This window comes from Oceanobacillus sp. FSL K6-0118 (assembly GCF_038006665.1).
Classification (GTDB): Bacteria; Bacillota; Bacilli; order Bacillales; family Amphibacillaceae; genus Oceanobacillus; species Oceanobacillus caeni.
This window is the reverse complement of the sequence record NZ_JBBOVR010000001.1, coordinates 2,000,630-2,022,935: the sequence shown is the minus strand read 5'-3', so window position 1 is coordinate 2,022,935 and position 22,306 is coordinate 2,000,630. Positions and strand designations below refer to the sequence as shown.

Genomic DNA, 22,306 nt, shown 5'->3' with positions numbered 1-22,306 from the left:
AGCTTTATTCTTTAGGGTACATCATTAGATATCTTTTTCAATTCTTTTGGAAAACTTAATTTAAAAGTACTACCTTTTTCTTTATTTTTATAGATTTCCAATGAACCATGATGATCTTCCATTATATTTTTACTTATCATAATGCCTAGTCCAGTTCCATTTTGCTTCGTTGTAAAGAAAGGTTCCCCCAATTTATGTAAAATTTCCTCTGGGATTCCGGGACCTTCATCTGAAATATGTATATTGACGTAATCATTTGTATTCTGAACACTAATTGTAATTTTACCAGGCTCTTCCATTGCTTCAATCGCATTTTTTACGATATTTAAAAATACTTGTTTGATTTGTGACTTATCACAATAAATGGATTCTACAATTGGTTGCTCCACCATGATTTGGATATTTTTAAGTTTGGCTTGTGTCTGTAGAAGATTAACCGTGTCATTGACCATTTCTTGTAAGGATTCCGGTCGTTTAAGATCAGTTAGTGGTTTAGATATAAATAGCAATTCCGAAGTGATTTTTTCCATCTTCTCTATTTCTTCAATCATAATTTTATAATATTCTTCGTTACGATTAATTCCCGCTTGCAATAACTGCAAGAAGCCTTTTATGGATGTTAAAGGGTTTCGTATTTCATGCGCAACGCCAGCAGCAAGTTGACCTGCTATCGACATCTTTTCCGATCGAATGAGTAATTTCTCCGCTTCCTTTTGCTCCGTAATATCATTCAATAGAGAAACATAATAGATTTTTTGATCTTCCACAAACTTACAAAGACTACATTCTGTTATCACTTTCCCTCCGTTCTCGTGGTATAAACTAATTATGAATGCTTGCTCCCTATTTTCAATTCCTTCATAGTTAGCAGATATGTAACACTTTTCTTCACGCGTTAAAAACTGATACCAATACTTACCTAATACATCCTTTGTGTTGTATTCTAATAATTTTTCAACGGAGCTAGAAACAAAAATAATTTTCCCTCTTTCATCACAAACGACTATAATTTGATTTTGATTACTTTCAATCCAATCAAATATTGATAAGGGTAGCATGGAATAATTTGAAATAAGTTCTTGATTTTCTACCTTAGTATTATCATTTGACATTGAGGAATTTGTATCTAGCTTGTTAGTTATCGCATTTTCAATACCCATTGCAACCTCCCCTTCTTCCTTTATTTTTACATCTCTCTTTTATATATATGAAGGAATCTATCGAATATGATACTTGTTTGTCTTATTTATGAATATTATAATTATATTTGTAAACCCTTTTGTCATTTCGTACTATTAAGTAATGATACTATATTTCCTTTAAAAGTAAAATAAGTATTTAAAATTTATACACTTTCTTCATTTTTTTTAATGAACAAAATATTCAAGAAAAGGTGAAATTATGGGATTACTATTAGTTGGTTGGGGTGTTCTGCTTATTACTTTGCTTGGAATTGGTGGATTTTTTATGTTTCGCAAATTTTTGAAACAACTGCCAAAAACAGATGGAAAATCAATAATGGATTGGGAATTACATTATCTCAATCAAACAAAACATATGTGGAAGGAAGAAGAAAAAGATTTATTAAATGAGTTAGTATCTCCTGTCCCTGAACTGTTTCGTGATGTGGCAAAACAGAGTATTGCAAGTAAAATTGGAGAAGTAGCATTAAAAAAAGGAAAAAATATTATTGATCAAGATGTTTTAGTAGAAGGCTATATCTTAGCAACCCCAAAGCGCGATCATAAATTCTTAAGAAAAAAACTAAAAGAAAAAGAAATAGATGTTAAACCTTACGAATATCTATTTCATTTGTCTAAAAAAGACTACGCAGACAATTGGGAAGAAAAATATAAAAAAGCGACTAACAAATAAGTTAGTCGCTTTTTTATACGATACTTCTTCTAATTTTTAAAAACTGAAAAAGCATTACAATTCTCCAAGTTACAATCATCCCAAGTGCCAATAAGAAGAACATTCCTGTCGTTTCTCCAAATGAAATATAACTTCCAATGATTAATTTAACAACTAGTCTCACAATAAGCAATCCAAATAAAATAAATGGGAACGCTCGAGACGGAGTTAAATACACCTCAGAATCTTTCACCTCAAATTTGGAAGTCTTTATTAAAAATATAGAAAAAATTATTCCTAGAATTAGAGCTTCTAATACTTGTGGCCATTCCACACGAAATTCTGGAATGATAAACATACAAGCCCCTGTACTCATCATAATTGGTGGTAAAATTATTTTTTTTATAGAAGCTGGCCTTTTTGCAGCTTTTAATCGAATGAAAATCATAAACACGGCCATTCCTGCAAAAACGATAGTGCTAGAAATCAACCAAAATATAGACATAAAGCATCACTCTCTCGAAGCTTTCATAAATAAGCTTTCTTAGTATTAATATGACCTCTTAAGCTAAAACGTACGTAATATTAGATAACTTTGTTTTATTTCGCATATTTTGAAACGTATTCATCATTACCAGAACTATTTTAGTGAAGTTTTCATCCATGCCCTTTGAATATTAGACTTTACCGACTCCCAATCCATCCATGCTTCATTAGATTTAGAAATCTTCTTATTAAGGCACTTAAAGCTCGTACAAATTATACCACGTGATAAAAACCTTTAAAACCCTGTGAAGCCAAAAACTCCAGCCAAAAATGCAGTGAGTTTCGTCATCCAGTTAAAAAAAAGTGCAATACCAATAAATATCATAACATAACCACCAATCTTTATTAATCGTTGACTATGTTTTTTAATCCAATTTAGTTTTCCAATAAAATAAGCTAAAAATAGAAAAGGAATTGAAAAACCTAATATATAAGCTACCATCATAATTAATCCAACTTCAGGATTTGTTGCAGCAAGCGAAAGGACAATAGCTAATATCGGGCCTGTACATGGTGTCCAACCTAAAGAAAATGCCATTCCTATAATGAACGAACCCAAAAATCCAGTTGGACGATTTTTAAAAGTGATTTTTTTATCTTGCATTAAAAACTTAAAATTAAAAACTCCCACGATTACTAATCCAAAAAAGATGATTAAAATAGCACCTATTTGTCTAATGATATTCTGATACGTTAAAAGAAAATCAGAAATGAAGGTTGAAGTAAAACCTATCATAATAAAAATACTAGAAAATCCTAATAAGAAAAAGATTGTATGAATAAAGGCCTTTTTGTTTAACCTTTTATTCTCATCTTTAATTTCACTTACACTCATTCCGGTAATATACGATAAAAACACTGGAAATAAGGGTAAAACACATGGTGAAACAAACGAAAGAAACCCCGCACCGAAAGCAAGGAAAACATTAATTTCCGACATAGAAAAATCCTCCTTTTCATTAGTTTATCAAATTGTCTCAGTAACAATGTAGTCAAATATGACAAAACAAGGATAAATATTTGAAAACTTGGTATTTACTAACGATATACATATTAAAAACCACCCTTTCTACTTACTTAAAAAGAAAGAGTGGTTCTCTTAAAAAATTAACCAAATAAGTCCAAAAAGTATTAGGATAATTGACGCTGATAAAGAAGACTGCCATCAGTGGGGGTTCCTTCATCCCCCACTGATGGTTAGTCGCACTTATCGTACCTTTACGGGCAGTTGATATCTCACCCACCTTCTTTATTCCTCAGAAGCTTATGGTGGATGGTGGAAGTCTTACTGCTCGTTTAGGTGGGATAAACACTTTCAATCTAAAATGATCAATTAATTCTTATCCATTTGATTGTTCATTGCACGCATCATTTGATTAATTTTCTTTTGCGATGGTTTTTGGCCCATCTGCATCATTAACGTACGAAGCATTTGCTCATTAATCGGAGGATTCTTTTTCAAGTAATCCATCATATATTTCCTTGCAAGGAAAAAACCAAGAGCAACACCAGCTATTAACGCTGCTATAGCAATTAGTACGACCCATATAGTAGCCATGATAAGTTTCCTCCTTCGTGTTGTCTCTTATACAGTATATTAAATCAACGACAAGAATACAATACTTGATTCCTTTCAATATTTCTTGGGAATCTAATAGGAGAAATCCAGCCGTACTTTTGATTTGTATGTCCTACAACAAAAAATAGTGGATGGATTAGCCGTAATATAGGAAATAATATTTCTTCTGCATCTTGAAGTGATCTACTTCGAAATTTTAATTGTTTTTGTTCAATATGTAAAGAAATAAAGTATCTATTATTATATAATTCAATAATAGAATCATTTTGATTTATATGAACGTCATCTTTCAAATTATATTTTAATATAGAAATAAAGATATCTTTTTCGATACTTTTTGTAATATATAAAAATTGCCTTCTTAAATCTATTCGATTTTTATTATAACGATATTCCTCGAAGAAGCGGTACAATATATCACTTTTATGGAAATAATGGTTTGCTACTTCTTGTTTAATCCAATAAATAGAGTAATCATACATCTTAATGCCTCCCTTTAATCCTATTATACGGATCAAGCGATAAGAATTCTGTCACATTAAGATGCAAACTATCACTAGTTTTGTCGAGGGGGTAACTTATTTAGAAATACTATATTTATGAGGATTCTATTTCCTGATCAACCTGTTTAAAGAGGTATTCGAAAATAAAATGGAACGGAAAATTATCAGGGAGAAGGCCCTTTCCGCAAGAACCTTCTCTTTAATATTATTTGACAAGTGCTTCCACATGTTTCACTACATTTTCAACTGTAAACCCATACTCTTCGATTACTTTTTCCCCGGGCGCTGAGGCACCAAATTTATCAATAGCCAACACAATCCCATTATCTCCAACATATTTATGCCAACCCAGTGGAGATGCCATTTCAATAGAAACACGATTTTTTACTTGTGGAGGAATCACTTCATTTTTATAAGCTTCATCCTGTTCATTAAATCGATCCCATGATGGCATACTTACAACACTTACATCTATATCTTTTCCTTTAAGAACCTTTTGAGCTTCAACTGCAAGTGACACTTCTGAACCAGTTGCAAGAAGTAGCGCATCAGGAGTTTCATTTTCGGCCTTGCTTACAATATAAGCACCTTTTTTCACACCCTCATATGCGGCTTCTTTCGTTCCCTTCAGTGTAGGAAGATTTTGTCTTGAAAGGACAAGTGCTGTTGGTCTGTCAGTTGATTCAAGCGCTAAACGCCATGCTGCTTGCACCTCATTCCCATCTGCGGGTCTAATAACAGATAATCCAGGCATAGCTCTTAAGGACGCCAATTGCTCAATTGGTTCATGTGTTGGTCCATCTTCGCCAACCGCAATAGAATCATGAGTAAATACATAAGTGACAGGCGTATTCATGATGGATGCAAGGCGAATAGATGGTCTCAAATAATCACTGAATACAAAGAATGTACCACCATATACTTTTAAACCACCGTGTAGAGCCATCCCATTTAAAGCAGCTCCCATAGCATGTTCACGTACTCCGAACCAAATATTTCTTCCAGAGTAATTATTCCTTGAGAAATCTTTTTCATCGTTCATATATGTTTTATTTGAACCCGCTAAATCCGCGCTACCACCAAAGAAATGAGGAACAGATTTTGATATGGCATTTAATACTTCTCCTGACGATGCTCGTGAAGCAAGAGATGAACCTGTTTCATATACGGGAAGAGATTTTTCCCATCCATCTGGCAACTTGTCATTTAGAACAAACTCTAACTCCTTAGCTAATTCAGGATATTTTTCTTTATAAGAACTTAATAATTCATTCCATTCCGCTTCTTTATTTGAACCATTTTTTACAATCTTTTCATTAAAATCAGCATAAACTTCTTCAGGTACATGAAAATCATCATGGGTCCATTCATAAAATTCCTTTGTTAATTTAACTTCGTCTACACCAAGCGGAGCTCCGTGAGAAGCAGCAGATGCTGATTTGTTTGGTGACCCATATCCAATTACAGTTCTTACCTCAATAAGAGTTGGTTGTTCTTTATTTGCTTGTGCTTCTTTTATTGCATTTCGAATTTGTTTAATATCATTTCCATCTTCCACCCGAAGAACTTGCCAACCGTAAGCTTTAAAACGCTGTTCTGTATTATCAGAGAATGATTTATGTAAATCACCGTCTAATGAGATTTCATTTGAATCATACAGCGCAATCAGTTTCCCCAATCTAAGATGACCAGCTAATGAAGCAGCTTCATGGGAGATGCCTTCCATTAAATCCCCATCACTAATAAGTGCATAAGTATAGTGGTCCACAATAGCTATGTCCTGCTTATTAAACTTACTAGCTAAATGCGCTTCTGCCATTGCCATCCCTACAGACATTGCAATTCCTTGTCCTAAAGGCCCTGTTGTTGCCTCTACTCCATCAGTATGATGAACTTCGGGATGCCCAGGTGTTTTTGAACCCCATTGACGAAATTGCTTGAGATCTTCCATAGAAACATCATATCCAGATAAATGAAGTAGGCTATATAAAAGCATAGAACCATGACCCGCCGATAATACAAAACGATCACGATTAAACCATTTTGAGTTCTTTGGATTATGGTTCATAAAATCTGTCCATAGCGTATATGCCATTGGAGCTGCTCCCATAGGTAACCCAGGGTGTCCGGAATTAGCTTTTTCTATTGCATCGATAGATAATGTACGAATCGTGTTAATTGATAATTTTTCCACGTTTGACAAAATATTTAACTCCTTTCACTAATGAAAATGTCTCCAACATATTCTATGTTAGTATGTCACAAGTGAAGTTAGTTTATTTCTCAAACAAATTATTCTTTCTAATTCCCTCTATCGAATGATTAATGTTTTCTATTTCTCTCTTGCAGCTCTCTAACTTTCTTCGGAGTTACATCGTTTCCTTTAGGATCGATTACCGTCATTGATTTCATATGATTTTTAAAAGAGCTTCTGACGTTTTTTAAATAATCTTCACGAAGTTCTTTCTGCTCTTTTGCCTCTTCCTCAGTCAGTCCTGTACTCTTTGATTTCCTAGCTAATTCATTGATACGATTTAATTTTTCTTTTGAAAGCATATAAAATGTTTTCCTTTCTATTTAAATAAAGACAAGAACCTTATTGAACTCGCACTTTTAAGTAAGTTCTTGCCATAAATCTTACTATTCCATATGAACATATTCAAGTATTTTGGTACTCTTGATATCTTCTATGAACAGTTGCTTTGGATACATGAAAACCCATCCCATTAAGTGTTTTTGTAATTTCCTCAAAGGTTAAATTATTTTGTCTTAATCTAACTACTTCTTCAATCGGAAACTCTAATCTTTCTCTACCAATTGCTTTATGTTGATTTGATAGATTTTTAGAGGGATTGTACCCTTTTTCGATTGCCCTTTTCATTCCTCTTTTTATCTTAGCATTATGAATCTTTCTTTGATACTCCTCTACAATACCCACTATTTGTAAAACCATAGAATCCGATTCTGACAATTCTAATTCTCCGTCATGAATGGCAGTGTAAATAGGTATTTTTAACTTATGTAGTTGATGGAATAATGCAATCTTCGTATTTCCTCTTCCTAGTCTAGTCTCATCCTGTATCAATAAACAATCTGCTTTCTCTTCAGAAAAAAATTCTAACATCGCAAAAATTCCATCTCTGTTTATTTCATATCCACTAGCCTTTTCCTCTATACAATCGATAACTTCCATTTGATATCTACCTGCTAATTTAAGTAATTCATCTTTTTGACGACTTAGCGACGTTTCTTGTGTCATTTTATCTGTACTAACACGACAATATATAATAGCTTTCATTGACCACTACCTACCTATACACTAATTATAATAGAAATATATATAAATCCTAACGTTAAACCAAATGAAATTAAATAAAAAAGATCCGTTTTCGTTATCTTCCCAAACATAAATTGTCCTCCTACCTAATAACAGAACCTTTGTTCGTTTGTTAGATCTATTATCACACGAACATACGGTCTTGTCAACTATTTGTTCGAACGAGTGTTTGCTTAAATTAGTTAATAATGGTAAACTATCATTATTAAAATATTATGTGCGAGGTGAGTAATAGATGACAAAACTTTCTAATAGACAACAAATGATTCTTGATTTTATAAAAGATGAAGTAACTAAAAAAGGTTATCCACCTTCCGTTCGGGAAATAGCTTTAGCGGTAGGGCTTGCGTCAAGTTCTACCGTTCATGGCCATTTAGAAAGATTAGAAAGCAAGGGTTATATTAGAAGAGATCCTACTAAACCTAGGGCAATTGAAATTTTAGCTCAATCAGAAGATAGTAATATTCCAAAAGATGAAGCTCGTTATGCACCCGTCATAGGGAAAGTCACAGCGGGTGTACCAATTACAGCAATTGAAAATATAGAAGAATATATTCCAATTCCAGCTTCAACAGCAAGTCCTGATGATAATTTATTTGTCCTTATTATTGATGGAGAAAGTATGATAGAGGCTGGTATTTTAGACAAGGATATGGTTATTGTTAAACAACAAAATAATGCTAATAATGGCGATATTGTCGTCGCAATGACGGAGGAAAATGAAGCAACCGTAAAACGATTTTTTAGAGAAAAAGATCACATTCGTTTACAACCAGAAAATGCAACAATGGAACCTCTACTATACAAAAATGTAAGTATACTGGGTAAGGTTATCGGCCTGTATCGACATGTACATTAAGACAAAAAAAGAGAATCCGCGGATTCTCTTTTTTTATCTATTAGTATATAGTCATATACTGTTCTCTTTCCCAAGGATGAACTTGGAGTCTGAACATATCCCATTCAATCTCTTTCGCTTCAACAAAGTGTTCAAATAAATGATCACCTAGAGACTCGACAATTACTTCATCTTTTTGCAAGAGATCTAATGCACCTTTTAGTGTTACTGGTAAGTCTAGTATTCCTTCTTCTTCACGTTCTTCTTTCGACATAACATAAATATTTCTATCAACTGCTGTAGGAGGAGTTAATTTATTTTCAATACCTGATAGTCCAGCAGCTAATAATACGGACAATGCCATATATGGATTTGCAGAAGGATCTACACTGCGGACTTCAAGACGCGTACTTAATCCTCTTGAATTCGGAACACGTAATAACGGGCTTCTATTTGATGCAGACCATGCCACATAAGATGGCGCCTCATAACCAGGAACCAAACGTTTATAGGAATTGATCGTTGGGTTTGTAATCGCAGTAAAGGCTGTAGCATGTTGAATAATACCCGCCATGAAATGGTATGCTGTTTCACTCAACTCCAAATCCCCTTTTGTGTCATAAAAAACATTTTCACCTTTTTTAAATAAAGACATATTAATGTGCATTCCAGATCCATTTACTCCGAAAAGTGGTTTAGGCATAAATGTTGCATGCAAATTATGTTTTCTAGCAATTGTTTTAACTACTAATTTAAAAGTTTGTATATCATCCGCATGTTTCACAGCATCAGAATATTTAAAATCAATTTCATGTTGTCCTGGTGCACCCTCATGGTGAGAAGCCTCAATTTCAAATCCCATTTCTTCTAATTCAAGAACGATGTCACGGCGACAGTTTTCCCCTAAGTCCGTGGGAGCCAAATCAAAGTAACCTGCTTGGTCATTTAATTCTAGTGATGGATTCCCTTTTTCATCTAATTTGAATAGGAAAAATTCTGGCTCTGCACCGATATTAAAAGCATCAAAACCAAGTTCTTCCATTTTCTTAAGATTGCGCTTAAGGTTGTATCTTGGATCCCCTTCAAATGGTGTTCCATCTGGTTTGTAAATATCACAAATAAAACGTGCTACTTTACCTTTTTCAGAAGTCCACGGAAAAACTACAAACGAATCTAAATCAGGGTATAAATACATATCCGATTCTTCAATACGTACAAAGCCTTCAATAGATGAACCATCAAACATCATTTTATTATCTAGCGCTTTTTCTAATTGACTTAAAGGTATTTCCACATTTTTAATTATTCCAAGCATATCTGTGAATTGTAAACGTATGAACTTCACATTATTTTCTTTAATTTGTCTCACTACATCTTCTCTTGTATATTTTGGCATCTGTTGTCCTCCTACATCATGTTAATAGATTAAATAATAACTAGCCAAATAAAATTCAAACAAACTTACCATTAACGATTAGAAAAAAATCTTGAAAGCTCTCCTTGCCTTAAATTTACTTGCCCGAGTCTATCTGGGTGTTTCAATTCATTCCTTAAGATCTTTCGTAACTCTTTCAAACTTAAATCGTTATCCTTTGATTTTACATTCTTTTCTTTCTCTTCTTTTGATGATTCTTCAACCATTAGCTTAATCCCCGCTAAATTTAATCCCTTATCAAGAAGATCTTTAATTTCTAATAGTCTATCCACATCATTGAAAGAAAATAATCGTTGGTTCCCTTTTGTTCTCTCTGGAAAAACTAATCCATGCTCCTCATAATATCGTATTTGTCTAGCGGTTAATTCCGTTAATTTCATAACGATACCAATTGAAAACAAAGGCATTGAACGACGCTCTTTATCATTCAATAAAATAACCCCCAATACTCACTAAAGTATAAACGATGTAAGGTTTAGTGTCAATCGAATGTTAGGTTTCCTTACATGAAGTTTATTTTACGATTAAATGCCCTGCTTTCACTAAACTTTTTACAGATTCAATGATCGCAATTTTCACGTGAGTATATGTTAGACCTCCTTGCACAAAAGCTGTATAAGGGGGTCTTATTGGTCCATCTGCAGAAAGTTCAATACTAGCCCCTTGTATAAAAGTACCAGCTGCCATAATAACCTCATCATCGTATCCCGGCATTTCACTTGGATATGGAGTAACATAAGAATTAACTGGTGAATTCCGCTGAATAGCTTGGCAAAAAGAGATCATTTGCTGCGCATCTTCAAATGTTACCGACTGAATGAGATCCGTTCTTTTTTCTAAATAATTAGGTGCTGTTTGAAGGCCTGCTAATTCTAAAAATCTTGACGTGAATACAGCGCCTTTTAGTGATTCTCCCACGATATGAGGGGCCAGAAAGAATCCTTGAAACATTTCCTGTAGCATATTAAATGTTGCACCTGTTTCTTTACCAAGACCTGGGGCCGTTAAACGATTCGCACAGCTTTCAACCAATTCTTGCTTTCCAACTATGTACCCGCCCGCTCTGACAATTCCGCCACCTGGATTCTTGATTAAAGAACCAGCCATAATATCTACACCAACATGAAGGGGTTCTTTTTCTTCCACAAATTCCCCGTAACAATTGTCTACAAATACAATTAAGTTTGGATTAATTTCTTTGACAAACTGAACCATCTCTTCAATTTCCGCAATCGTGAAAGACGGTCTATCATCGTATCCTTTTGAACGCTGTATACCGATTACTTTTGTCTTTTCAGATATAGCTTTTTCTACTCCAACATAATCAATCCCTCCTTCTCTTGTAAGGGATACTTGATTATAGTCGATATGAAAATCTTTTAAAGAACCCGAATTCTCTCCCCTAATACCGATTACCTCTTCCAATGTATCGTAAGGCTTTCCAGTAATATAGATAAGCTCATCTCCGGGGCGTAATAGACCAAAAAGTGCCGTAGTTATAGCATGTGTACCCGAAACAATTTGCGGTCTAACGAGTGCATCTTCTCCACCAAATACTTCAGCATAAACCGCTTCTAATCCTTCTCTACCCATATCATCGTATCCGTAACCACTTGTTGACTGGAAATGGCTATCACTTATTCGATGTTTTACAAAAGCGTCTAACACCCTTTTTTGATTCACTTCCACTATTTCCTGAATATTTTTATGAATACCTTCACAATCTTTCTCTGCTTGTTTCACTAGTGTTTCTAACATTTCTCCATTCTCCTTACCTAAAACTTGCCAATATTTTATTTTAATCCATTACATGATTTAATGGATGATTGGCCCGAATATATCCACTAACATTAAATTTATTGGATTGTTCATCAAACTGTTTAGCCGTTATTATTGTATCACGTTCTAGTTTAGCTAACATATTTCCATCATTAATTTGAATACTATAACTTTTCCATTGTTCCATTAATATTTTCTCAATTCGCACTAACATTTGATTAAGTTCCTCATGATTATAAGCACTAATTAAGATGTTAGGGTGATGAATTGGGAAAAATTCAGTTTCTAATAAATCCTTTTTGTTATAAACAGTGAGCATTGGAATCGTATGGGAGTCTAATTCCTCTAATAATTTCATCACCGTTCTCTGTTGTTCTTCCTGATTTTCCTGTGAAGCGTCCACCACATGAATTAAAAAGTCCGCTTCTTTAACCTCTTCCAACGTCGAACGAAAAGCAGCAATTAATGCAGTGGGTAGATCTTGAAGAAACCCAACGGTATCCGTTACTAAAGCCTCAAAACCTGATGGAAAATTAATTTTTCTTGTCAAAGGATCTAACGTAGCAAACAGTTTGTCCTCTTCAAGCGAATCACTTTTGGTTAAGCGATTGAAAATAGTAGATTTTCCTGCATTCGTATATCCTACAATTGCTATTTGAAAAGCTTCATTCGTTTTTCTTCTTTTTCTATATTGTTCACGTTGACGAACGACAATTTTTAATTTCCTTTTTATATCCACGATTCTATTTCTAATATGGCGTCGGTCTGTTTCTAGTTTGGTTTCTCCTGGACCTCTCGTACCAATTCCGGCACCTAGACGTGACATTTCCACACCATGTCCCGCTAATCTCGGCAACATATATTCTAATTGTGCTAACTCTACTTGTAATTTACCTTCTTTCGTTTTCGCACGCCTTGCAAAAATATCTAAAATTAACTGACTTCGATCAATGATTCGCACACCTAAAAAATTAGATAAATTTCGTAATTGACCAGGAGAAAGTTCATCGTTGGAAATAACTAAATCAATGTCCAATTTTTCTACTTCTTGTTTTATTTCCTCCATTTTCCCTTCGCCAATATATGTTGCAGGATGGATTCTATTTCTATTTTGCGTAATAGTTTCTACAACGTTTCCGCCTGCTGTTCTTCCCAAGGAAATTAATTCCTCCAATGAAGATTGAAATTGCTCATCCTTTTGTGTCGGCTTTTTGACCGCAATAATTAAAATTTTTTCTTCTGGCATTCATTAAACCTCTTTCTTATAAGCGAATTATACTTAGGTTAACCTTAACTTATTATTACATCATAGATACGATAATAATACAAAAATAACCCCAGTTCATACTGAGGTTATATTTTTTAGGATTTCTCATTCAGTTGCATATCTTTTGCAGTGATATAAACTAAATCATCGGCTGTAAAACGTTCTTGCTCCAATAATCTCATTGCGTGCATTCGAATAGAATGTTCAATCACATTCCTTATAAATCTAGCGTTAGCAAAATTTCGTGATTTTTCTTGTATCTTTTTATATAAATAATTACGTAGTTCCCATTCCGCCTCTTTTGTTAATTTATACTCTCTTTCTGCAGCCATTTGTTTAGCAATATCCATCAATTCATTAACATCGTAGTCAGCAAAATCTAAAATAAATGGAAACCTAGATTTTAATCCGGGATTTAATCGCAAAAATCTGTCCATCTCTTGTGGATAGCCAGCTAAAATAAGTACAAAATCGTTTTGGTGATCTTCCATATGTTTTACAAGCGTATCAATCGCTTCTTTCCCAAAATCCTTTTCACCACCCCGGGCAAGTGAATAAGCTTCATCAATAAATAACACTCCACCCATTGCCTTTTGAATAATGGCACGTGTTTTTTGTGCGGTTTGGCCTATATATTCTCCAACTAAATCCGCACGTTCTGCTTCGATAAAGTGGCCTTTAGAAAGTAAATTCATATCATAGTAAAGCTTAGCCAATTTCCTGGCAACTGTCGTTTTTCCAGTACCAGGATTTCCTTTAAAAAGCATATGAAGAACTTGTTTTGAATTTTTTAAACCTAATTCATTTCGCTTTTCGTTAATTACTAATGTAGCATAAATTTCTTTCACTGTGGATTTCAGTTTATCCATTCCAATAAATGCCTGGAATTCACTATCTATATTTTTAAATGGGTTATTTTGCTTATGTCTGATATTTGTTCCATACTCGGCCTTTAACCTTTTATTTTCATGTAAAACTATATTTATTTGACCATTTTTATGACGATTTATTTGCGACTCCACACGATCACCCCTTTTGTCACTTTTAGTATACTCACTTCTTAAGAAATTGTGACAAACGCCCAGTATATCAGAATCTTTAATCGCAAATTAAAAACGGGCAATTATTTTTGCCCGTTTGGATATTATTCTTTATCAAGTGAAACGTTTTTAACTGGTGCAAAAGTTGAGATTGCATGTTTAAAAATTAATTGTTGTTTACCCTCTGATTCTACCAGTACTGTAAAATTATCAAATGCTTTTACAATACCCCTTAATTGGAAACCGTTTGTTAGAATAACTGTTACTGAAATATGATTTTTTCTTAATTGATTTAGAAATTGATCCTGAATGTTAACAGATTGTGCCATCGTGCTTCCTCCTCTATTCTATCTATACATTAATAAGTTCTACCTTTTATGCAAAATTCCTGCTATATCATCTAAAATTATATGAAACTTTTCTTTATTATTTAAGTCTGACATATCATACCAGTTTATGTTCATTTTATTTTTAAACCATGTATACTGCCTTTTAGCATACCTTCTCGAATTCCTTTTAAGCGTTTCAACTGCTTCATTTAATGAAATTTCTCCTCGAACATATGGAACCAATTCTTTATATCCAATCGCATTCATTGATTGACAATTTTCATAACCTTTATCTATCAATAACTTCACTTCTTGAATTAAACCTTCTTCTAGCATTTTGTCAACTCGATGATTAATTCGTTCGTATAATTCGGGTCTATCCATTTCTAAACCAATAAGAATCAAATGATATGGTGATTCAAGCGTTTGTTCTTTTTGATACTCTGTCATCGTTTTTCCAGTTGTTTCATAGATTTCCAAAGCACGAATAACACGTCTATAATTATTTGGATGAATTTTTTCGGCCTGGACAGGATCAATTTCTTTTAAATAATTATATACAGGTATTGGTCCTTCTTCTTCTATTCTTTTTTCTAACTTTTGTGTAAGAACTTCATCTCTTTTTTGATTGGAAAAATGGTAATTATATAAGGCGGCTTGAATGTATAAGCCACTACCGCCAACGAGTATTGGTAATTTATTACGATTCGATATTTCTTCAATATAATATTGTACATGTTGTTTAAAATCAGCAACAGAAAATTCCTCATCAGGCTCTCTTATATCAATCATATGATGAGGAATATTTTCCATTTCTGTTTTCTTTATCTTAGCCGTCCCAATATTCATCTCTTTATAAACTTGCATGGAGTCTCCACTTATTATTTCTCCGTTAAACCGCTTAGCAACCTCAATACTTAAACTGGTTTTTCCGACAGCGGTTGGTCCCATAATAGAAATTACGGTATTTTTCATGAGTCTTCCCCTATTTTTATTATTTATTCATTTATAATCATATGCCCGGTAACTATTTAACATCCAAACATATTTTTCTAACTTTCCTTGAATAGTGATTAATAAATCGGCAGTCGGTTCATCCTGCTGTTCTTCAGCTAATGATAAGCCACTCTCTTTAATTTCACCAATAATTTGTTGATAATCTCGAATTAATTGATTGATTATTTCATTTTCCTTATCATCTGCATTTGCCTCTGTCAATGTAGCTTCTTTTAAATACTTGGACATGGTTGCTAGTGGTTTCCCATCTATTGCTAGGATTCGTTCCGCTATTTCATCAAGGTCACTTGCTACCATTTCATACATTTCTTCAAATTTCTCATGAAGTGTAAAGAAATGTCTCCCTTGTATAAACCAATGATATCGGTGAAGCTTTACATATAATACAAAGTAATTGGATAGCTCTTGATTAAGGAAATTAATTAATTCTTGATTTTTATTTTCCAAATTCCACACCCCTTTTGGTTTTATTATTGCCAATAGAGTGGGAAATTTATACATTTTCACATAACTCGCTTAAACATCTTCTCTAACTCATAAGTAGAAAAGTGAACAATAATCGGTCTACCATGTGGACAAGTAAAAGGGTCTGTCGTATTTCTTAAATCTTCCAATAAACGAAACATCTCATCTTGATTTAAATAATGATTTGCCTTTATTGACCTTTTACATGACATTAAGATCGCCGCATCTTCTCTAATAGATTCTACATTGATTTTTTCTTCATTCATAATTTGTTCTACCATTTCACGAATGACTTCTTCTTCAAATCCATTTGGAAACCAATTGGGGTGGGATCGGATAATATATGTTTGATTGCCGAAAGCTTCAAAAAATATCCCGACTTTTTCCATCTCTTCTTTGTATTGTTCGATAAAAAGTGATTCCTGCTTTGAAAATTCAAATGTCATCGGAAGTAATAATTCTTGTAATTCATTTGCAGGCTTACCTAGTTTATCTCTAAAAAATTCATATTTGATTCTTTCTTGCGCCGCATGTTGATCAATCATATATAGACCATTTTCATTTTGCGCTAAAATGTATGTTCCTTGTAACTGACCAATAGGATACATCATTGGGACTCTTTGTTTGGAGACATTTTTAAATGAAAGTTCTTCATTTCTATATTCATCTTTTATTTCATCTTTATTTACTTCATAGCTTGTAAAAATCTCTTCCTTTGGACTAGATGAATTAGTTGGGGTGAGATTATCCTCCAAAGCGTCCTCTTCCACGTCGGCGGGTTTCGACCAATTACCGATAGTTTCCCTGACACTATCATTGTATTCTATCACGGAAGATGAACTATTAAAATCCATGGAATGTTGATAGCTTTTTTCTTTTGGTTTCGGCTTACTGGTTTCTGTCATTTCCGGAATTAGCGTAAGTTCTCTAAATTTATGACGGATAAGCTCCTCAATTTGTGTATAGAGTTCCTTATCTTTACTAAAGCGTACCTCAAGTTTCGTAGGATGTACATTTACATCAACTAAAATAGGATCCATATTAATAGATAGTACCACTATCGGCGATCTGCCAATTGGAAGTAATGTATGATAACCACGAATAATTGCTTGATTCAATGGAATGCTTTTAATATACCTCCCATTAATAATGGTTGATATATAATTCCTTGATGCCCTAGTAATTTCCGGTTTAGCAATAAAGCCTTCGATATGAAAATCTAAATTTTCCTCTTTAACCATCAACATGTTCTTCGCTACATTCATACCGTACACTTGTGAAATAACTTGAAGTAGATCACCTGTACCAGCAGTCTTAAAAAGCCCTTTCCCATTATGTGTTGCTTCAAATCGTATGTTTGGATGTGAAAGAGCTAATCGATTTAACAAATCCGTAATATGACCTAATTCTGTATGAAGGCTTTTCATATATTTTAACCGTGCGGGTGTATTAAAAAATAAATCATTTACAGTAATTTCCGTACCTCTTCTTGCATCACTTTTCTTTTTATCTATAATTTTTCCGCCTTCTAGTATTAATTGAATGCCCGCTTTATCCCCTTCAGAACTTTTTACAATTAACTTACTAACGGATGCGATACTAGCTAGTGCTTCTCCGCGAAATCCTAGTGTTTTTACATGGAATAGATCACTTTCATTCTGTATTTTACTTGTTGCATGAGGTAGGAATGCACGTTCACTGTCTTCCTCTGACATTCCATCCCCATTATCGGTAACCTTAATTTCTTCTAGTCCTGCTTCCTTAATATCGACTTTAATCCATGTACTGTTTGCATCAATGCTATTCTCTACTAATTCCTTTACGACAGATGCTGGTCTTTCTACTACTTCCCCAGCTGCTATTTTGTTTGCTAATGCATCAGACATTTGTACGATCTTCATTAAGGCAAAATCCTTTCTAATAAGGTTGGTTCAAAAAATCAGGTAAAAATAACATTCGACGTTTCTAACTGGCAAGACTCACCGCTCTTGAAAAAGAAAACCGCTTTTCCGGGCGTGCAAGAACCACTATTATTTCTCTACAGTTTTTTTACTTCTTTCTGAAGCTTATATAGTTCATTCATCGCATCCATAGGTGTTAAATCAAATAAATTAATTTCTTTTAAAGCATTAATAATCTTGCTCTCTAATGTAGAATTATTTTCTTTCTTTGCGTTTGGTTCTGATTCATCTTCTTCAAAAAAGGAAAGTTGACCTTGTTGTTCGTTTTCCAATGTTGGTTGTGATTTATTCCCAGCCTCTAAATCTTGTAAAATAACATTCGCTCTTTCTATTAAGTCCTCTGGTAAGTTAGCTAGCTTAGCAACATGGATTCCGTAACTTTTATCCGCAGCACCTTCGTTGATCTGGTGTAAAAATATAACATTACCTTCGTATTCTTCAGCTCGAACATGAATATTTTTTAATCTAGGTAATGTCTTTTCTAAACTAGTTAATTCATGGTAATGGGTAGAAAACATTGTTTTAGCATGGATATGATTATGAATATATTCCACAATCGCTTGCGCTAAAGCCATACCATCATACGTGCTAGTCCCACGCCCTATTTCATCTAGCAAGATTAAACTTTTCTCAGTTGCGTTACTTATCGCGTGGTTAGTCTCAAGCATTTCTACCATAAATGTACTTTGCCCAGATACTAAATCATCCGCAGCACCTATTCGAGTAAATATTTGATCAAAAATAAGCAGTTTTGCTTCGTCCGCTGGAATAAAACAACCTATTTGAGCCATAATCACTGTTAAAGCTAGCTGACGCATGTACGTGCTTTTACCAGACATATTTGGTCCCGTAATTAATAACATATTTTTTTCTTCATCCAATTGAATATCATTTGGAACATAATTTCCTTCTTTCATGACTTGCTCAACAACTGGATGTCGTCCGTTCTGGATAGAAAGCTCGTTTTCATCAAAAGTTGGTCGTTTATAATTATTCTTTTCACTCACCGTAGCAAAAGCTTGTAGTACATCAATTTGACTTACCACCTCTGCAATATGTTGCAATTCAGGAATATGCTCTTTTATCTTCTCTCTTATTTCTACAAATAATTGATATTCTAAATCGACACTTTTTTCTTCTGCTTCTAAAATTAATTCTTCTTTTTCTTTTAATTCTGGGGTAATGAATCTTTCTGCATTGGTTAAGGTTTGTTTACGTTCATATCTTCCCTCAGGTAGTAAATGCAAGTTTGCTTTCGTTACCTCAATATAATAGCCGAATACTTTATTAAATCCTATTTTTAATGATTTGATATTCGTTTCTTGTTTTTCTTTTTGTTCCAATTCCGCTATCCATTTCTTACCATTTTTGGAAGCATCTCTATAAGAATCAAGTGTTTGGTTATATCCATCTTTTATAATAGAACCCTCTTTAATTGATATTGGGGGCTCATCAATTATACCTTTCTCCAACAAGTCTACTATGTACTCAGGGTAAATTAATTGATTAGCTAGATTTTTAATTTGCTCTTGATGAAATTGATTTAAAACTAATTTTAATTCTGGTATTTTCTCCAATGATTGTTTCAATTGTATTAAGTCTCTAGCATTTACATTCCCAAAAGCAATTCTACCTGCTAATCGCTCTAAGTCATAGACAGATTTCAAGATTTCCCGTATGGAATCTCTTTCCATAAAACCGTTGTAAAAACTTTGCACCACGTCTAATCTATTTTCAATCTGATTTTGATTTAATAAGGGTCTTTCCACCCATTTTTTTAACGTTCTAGAACCCATAGCGGTGACAGTTTGATCTAACACCCATAGTAGACTTCCGTGTTTGCCCTTTTTAATAATCGTTTCTGTTAATTCTAAATTTCTCTTCGAATACATATCTAAAGAAAGATGATTGTTTAGTTGAATCACTTCTGCTTTTTTTAAATGGTCAAGAGATCTTTTTTGTGTATATTGGATATAATTCAATAATCGACTAAAAGCTTTCATGAGTTTTTTGTCATTTAAATTTTCACTTAAATCCCGATATTCCGCATTAAAAGTAACTTCATTTTGATAAGACAATGTTACATTTAATTTATCCTGTAATTGCTTTTGTAGATTTTCAGGAAGATTGGAGGACACAACAATCTCTCTTATCGGTTGGTTATATAATTCATGAACGACCGCATCCCAACCTTGTGTAATCTCTGCAATCTGGTTTTCTCCTGTAGATAGGTCATTATATACAATAACAAACGAGCCATCTTCAAAATGTGATAGACTAGCAATATAGTTATTTTCACCTTCATTTAACATATTACTTTCCATAACCGTTCCCGGAGTAATCAATTGAACTACTTCTCGTTTAACGACTCCTTTGGCTGTCTTAGGGTCCTCTACTTGTTCACAAATTGCTACTTTATACCCTTTATCAATCAATGTCTTAATGTATCCCTCAGCTGAATGATAAGGAACGCCACACATTGGAATTGGTTCGTTTTTTCCATTACTACGTTTCGTTAACGTTATTTCTAATTCTCTTGCTGCTTTTAATGCATCATCATAAAACATTTCATAAAAGTCGCCAAGTCTATAAAATAAAAAAGCATCCTTGTAATCTGCTTTTATTTTCATATATTGTTCCATCATTGGTGTCAGCTTAGTCATAAAAATCCTCCAAAAAAACCGATATTTACTACAAATATTATAGCATAAATTTGAGTTATTTCGACAAAGGTAAATGAAACAAAAATACGAGGGAAAAATTCCCTCGTATTTTTTGCTGAATAATTTCTTTTAAGGAATGGTCGCGTCCGGATTCGGCGCCTTTGCTCTTAATCCTTTTTATTTAAAAAGTCGGGTTTTACACTTTCTAATTCATCATCTGTTACTTTATAGTCCCATGAATCATCGTCATCATGATCATCATGGTCATAGCTCCATTTAGGATCTACTTTAACAAATAATTTTGTCTCACCAATTACCTGCACAACAAACTCTCGCTCTACCTCAACAACAATTTTGTGACCTTTGTTTGTAATTTTGCATTCTAAACAGTTAGGCTGTTGTACCACTTTAGCTAAAACATCACACTCATCACTTAGCATATTTTCATCTTTAATGGAAAGTGGAATAATATCTGTATACGTTACCCTTTCCGTTACAACCTCCGTTTTCGTATTATCATTATACGAATACCAAACGTTGATATCATAGCTTCCTGTTATTTCAACCGTATCCTCTGATTTTTGTTTTGCATTATATAAATGGTTGATAACCCAGCATCCTAAAATACTTGATGGTCTATGTGATGGGGTAATGGAGTGAGAGTCTTGTGTGAATTTACGTCCTTTTCCAATAACTGCTTTCGTGATAATCTGTCTGTAGTCTTTATCAAGAAAAGTCATAATTACTTTTACCTCCTCTTTTTTCATTGTCATTTTATGCAAGACAAATACCTAAAGTGCATGATATTGTTTAAATGCAATAAATCATTTATAAAGAAGACTTTCATCAGTGGAGTTTTCCTTTATCCCCACTGATGGTTAGTTGCACTTATCAGACCTTTACGGGTAGTTGATCCTTCTTTGTTTTCCCAGAAGCATAAGGTGGAAGTCTTACTGCCCGTTTAGATGGGATAAAAAATAGGCCCCTACAAACGGCTAGGGGCCTATTTTAACAATTGCTTTTTATATTCTTTATTTAAACGCTTTATTATCTAAAACGATTAATTTACTAGTTCTTGCAATACTTTCTTTTTTGGTTTGCTCAACTAAACTATTAATACGATTACAACATTGTTTGGCTCCTAATATAAGTAATGGATTTCCGATAAACTCCATGTTTATCCCCCGAGAAAAAAGCCTCCAATTGACATTACAAGTGGTACAGTCGGTGAAGTGTTTGAAAATATTACTTTCTCATTAAAATCATATTTTTCTTGCAGCAACTCAATAAAAGACTTTAACGCGGGAACAACATACTTATTATTTTTCCTGCCTAAAGTATAAACTTTGTTTCCTTCTTCATCAATCCCATGAAATATCAATTTACCCAAATCATGTTTTGTTAATTTGTTAAAATAATCTACATGAACGATTTCATCTTTTGTTAGTTTCCTATCTGTTGGAAGTTTTTTTAGATGGTATGCTGCAGCGAGCGATGTAGTGTGTGTTCCTCCGTAGTCATTGTATATAAATATCACAATAATCATCCTCCGTTATTATTGTGACCAAGATTACCTAGGTTAAACCGATTAATGTATATTATAATTAACATTTTAATATGATCCGGTCATACCGTTTAATTCCCGAAATCATTTTTTAAAAATAAAAACCAAGCAAGAATATTATGCTTGGTT

The 22,306-nt window shown here is 33.5% G+C and carries 21 protein-coding genes and 1 pseudogene; 2 read left to right on the top strand and 20 right to left on the bottom strand.

Annotated features, from left to right (window positions below):
* Positions 1–11: 11 nt before the first annotated feature.
* A complete protein-coding gene (locus MHI02_RS10420; protein WP_244987060.1) occupies positions 12–1,160 on the bottom strand; it encodes an ATP-binding protein in 1,149 nt (382 codons plus the stop codon).
* A 241-nt stretch (positions 1,161–1,401) separates the two neighbouring features.
* Between MHI02_RS10420 and MHI02_RS10415 the strand changes: the two genes are divergently transcribed.
* A complete protein-coding gene (locus MHI02_RS10415) occupies positions 1,402–1,875 on the top strand; it encodes a DUF2621 family protein (protein ID WP_047186127.1) in 474 nt (157 codons plus the stop codon).
* Positions 1,876–1,888: 13 nt separating this feature from the next.
* Here the strand turns inward: MHI02_RS10415 and MHI02_RS10410 are convergent, their stop codons facing one another.
* The 7 genes from MHI02_RS10410 to MHI02_RS10380 all read right to left on the bottom strand — a co-directional run bounded on the left by MHI02_RS10410 (position 1,889) and on the right by MHI02_RS10380 (position 7,780).
* Positions 1,889–2,353 (bottom strand): CcdC family protein, encoded by a 465-nt coding sequence (locus MHI02_RS10410; protein WP_145524068.1) that lies wholly within the window; start codon positions 2,351–2,353, stop codon positions 1,889–1,891.
* Between the two features lie 282 nt (positions 2,354–2,635).
* A complete protein-coding gene (locus MHI02_RS10405; protein WP_341165883.1) occupies positions 2,636–3,340 on the bottom strand; it encodes a cytochrome c biogenesis CcdA family protein in 705 nt (234 codons plus the stop codon).
* 393 nt (positions 3,341–3,733) lie between these two features.
* Complete coding sequence (locus MHI02_RS10400) at positions 3,734–3,958, bottom strand: YneF family protein (RefSeq protein WP_047186125.1); 225 nt, start codon at positions 3,956–3,958, stop codon at positions 3,734–3,736.
* Positions 3,959–4,002: 44 nt separating this feature from the next.
* Complete coding sequence (gene sirA / locus MHI02_RS10395) at positions 4,003–4,461, bottom strand: sporulation inhibitor of replication protein SirA (RefSeq protein ID WP_047186124.1); 459 nt, start codon at positions 4,459–4,461, stop codon at positions 4,003–4,005.
* A gap of 226 nt (positions 4,462–4,687) precedes the next feature.
* The gene (gene tkt / locus MHI02_RS10390; protein WP_047186123.1) at positions 4,688–6,688 is read right to left on the bottom strand and encodes a transketolase; all 2,001 of its coding nucleotides are present in this window, start codon (positions 6,686–6,688) and stop codon (positions 4,688–4,690) included.
* A gap of 116 nt (positions 6,689–6,804) precedes the next feature.
* The gene (locus MHI02_RS10385; protein ID WP_047186122.1) at positions 6,805–7,038 is read right to left on the bottom strand and encodes a DUF896 domain-containing protein; all 234 of its coding nucleotides are present in this window, start codon (positions 7,036–7,038) and stop codon (positions 6,805–6,807) included.
* Between the two features lie 103 nt (positions 7,039–7,141).
* Entirely contained in the window at positions 7,142–7,780 is a 639-nt protein-coding gene (locus MHI02_RS10380; protein WP_047186121.1) for a YneB family resolvase-like protein, read from the bottom strand.
* A gap of 274 nt (positions 7,781–8,054) precedes the next feature.
* Between MHI02_RS10380 and lexA the strand changes: the two genes are divergently transcribed.
* Positions 8,055–8,678: a transcriptional repressor LexA gene (lexA, locus tag MHI02_RS10375; protein ID WP_047186120.1), complete on the top strand. Its 624-nt coding sequence runs from the start codon at positions 8,055–8,057 to the stop codon at positions 8,676–8,678.
* A gap of 40 nt (positions 8,679–8,718) precedes the next feature.
* On the opposite strand, the gene glnA is transcribed toward lexA, so the two are convergent.
* The 12 genes and pseudogenes from glnA to MHI02_RS10315 all read right to left on the bottom strand — a co-directional run bounded on the left by glnA (position 8,719) and on the right by MHI02_RS10315 (position 22,150).
* Positions 8,719–10,053 carry a type I glutamate--ammonia ligase gene (gene glnA, locus MHI02_RS10370; protein WP_341165882.1) on the bottom strand — a complete coding sequence of 445 codons (1,335 nt, stop codon included), beginning with the start codon at positions 10,051–10,053 and terminating at the stop codon, positions 8,719–8,721.
* A 71-nt stretch (positions 10,054–10,124) separates the two neighbouring features.
* On the bottom strand, positions 10,125–10,499 hold the full coding sequence (locus tag MHI02_RS10365) for a MerR family transcriptional regulator (RefSeq protein WP_047186141.1): 375 nt from the start codon (positions 10,497–10,499) through the stop codon (positions 10,125–10,127).
* A gap of 106 nt (positions 10,500–10,605) precedes the next feature.
* Positions 10,606–11,850, bottom strand: a complete 1,245-nt coding sequence (locus tag MHI02_RS10360) for a methionine gamma-lyase family protein (RefSeq protein ID WP_060668848.1) — start codon at positions 11,848–11,850, stop codon at positions 10,606–10,608.
* Between the two features lie 40 nt (positions 11,851–11,890).
* On the bottom strand, positions 11,891–13,117 hold the full coding sequence (hflX, locus tag MHI02_RS10355) for a GTPase HflX (RefSeq protein ID WP_341165881.1): 1,227 nt from the start codon (positions 13,115–13,117) through the stop codon (positions 11,891–11,893).
* A gap of 116 nt (positions 13,118–13,233) precedes the next feature.
* Positions 13,234–14,160 carry a stage V sporulation protein K gene (gene spoVK, locus MHI02_RS10350; RefSeq protein ID WP_257455059.1) on the bottom strand — a complete coding sequence of 309 codons (927 nt, stop codon included), beginning with the start codon at positions 14,158–14,160 and terminating at the stop codon, positions 13,234–13,236.
* Positions 14,161–14,282: 122 nt separating this feature from the next.
* A complete protein-coding gene (gene hfq / locus MHI02_RS10345) occupies positions 14,283–14,507 on the bottom strand; it encodes an RNA chaperone Hfq (protein ID WP_047186115.1) in 225 nt (74 codons plus the stop codon).
* A 39-nt stretch (positions 14,508–14,546) separates the two neighbouring features.
* Positions 14,547–15,482 carry a tRNA (adenosine(37)-N6)-dimethylallyltransferase MiaA gene (gene miaA, locus MHI02_RS10340; RefSeq protein ID WP_257455062.1) on the bottom strand — a complete coding sequence of 312 codons (936 nt, stop codon included), beginning with the start codon at positions 15,480–15,482 and terminating at the stop codon, positions 14,547–14,549.
* A 27-nt stretch (positions 15,483–15,509) separates the two neighbouring features.
* Entirely contained in the window at positions 15,510–15,971 is a 462-nt protein-coding gene (locus tag MHI02_RS10335) for a Dps family protein (RefSeq protein ID WP_047186113.1), read from the bottom strand.
* 56 nt (positions 15,972–16,027) lie between these two features.
* Positions 16,028–17,890, bottom strand: coding sequence for a DNA mismatch repair endonuclease MutL (mutL, locus tag MHI02_RS10330; protein ID WP_341165880.1), 1,863 nt, complete (start codon positions 17,888–17,890; stop codon positions 16,028–16,030).
* Between the two features lie 137 nt (positions 17,891–18,027).
* Positions 18,028–20,613, bottom strand: a complete 2,586-nt coding sequence (gene mutS / locus MHI02_RS10325; RefSeq protein ID WP_341165879.1) for a DNA mismatch repair protein MutS — start codon at positions 20,611–20,613, stop codon at positions 18,028–18,030.
* A 167-nt stretch (positions 20,614–20,780) separates the two neighbouring features.
* Positions 20,781–21,353, bottom strand: coding sequence for an outer spore coat protein CotE (cotE, locus tag MHI02_RS10320; RefSeq protein ID WP_060668853.1), 573 nt, complete (start codon positions 21,351–21,353; stop codon positions 20,781–20,783).
* A gap of 291 nt (positions 21,354–21,644) precedes the next feature.
* Positions 21,645–22,150 (bottom strand): annotated as a pseudogene (locus MHI02_RS10315) (DUF3189 family protein).
* Positions 22,151–22,306: the final 156 nt, after the last annotated feature.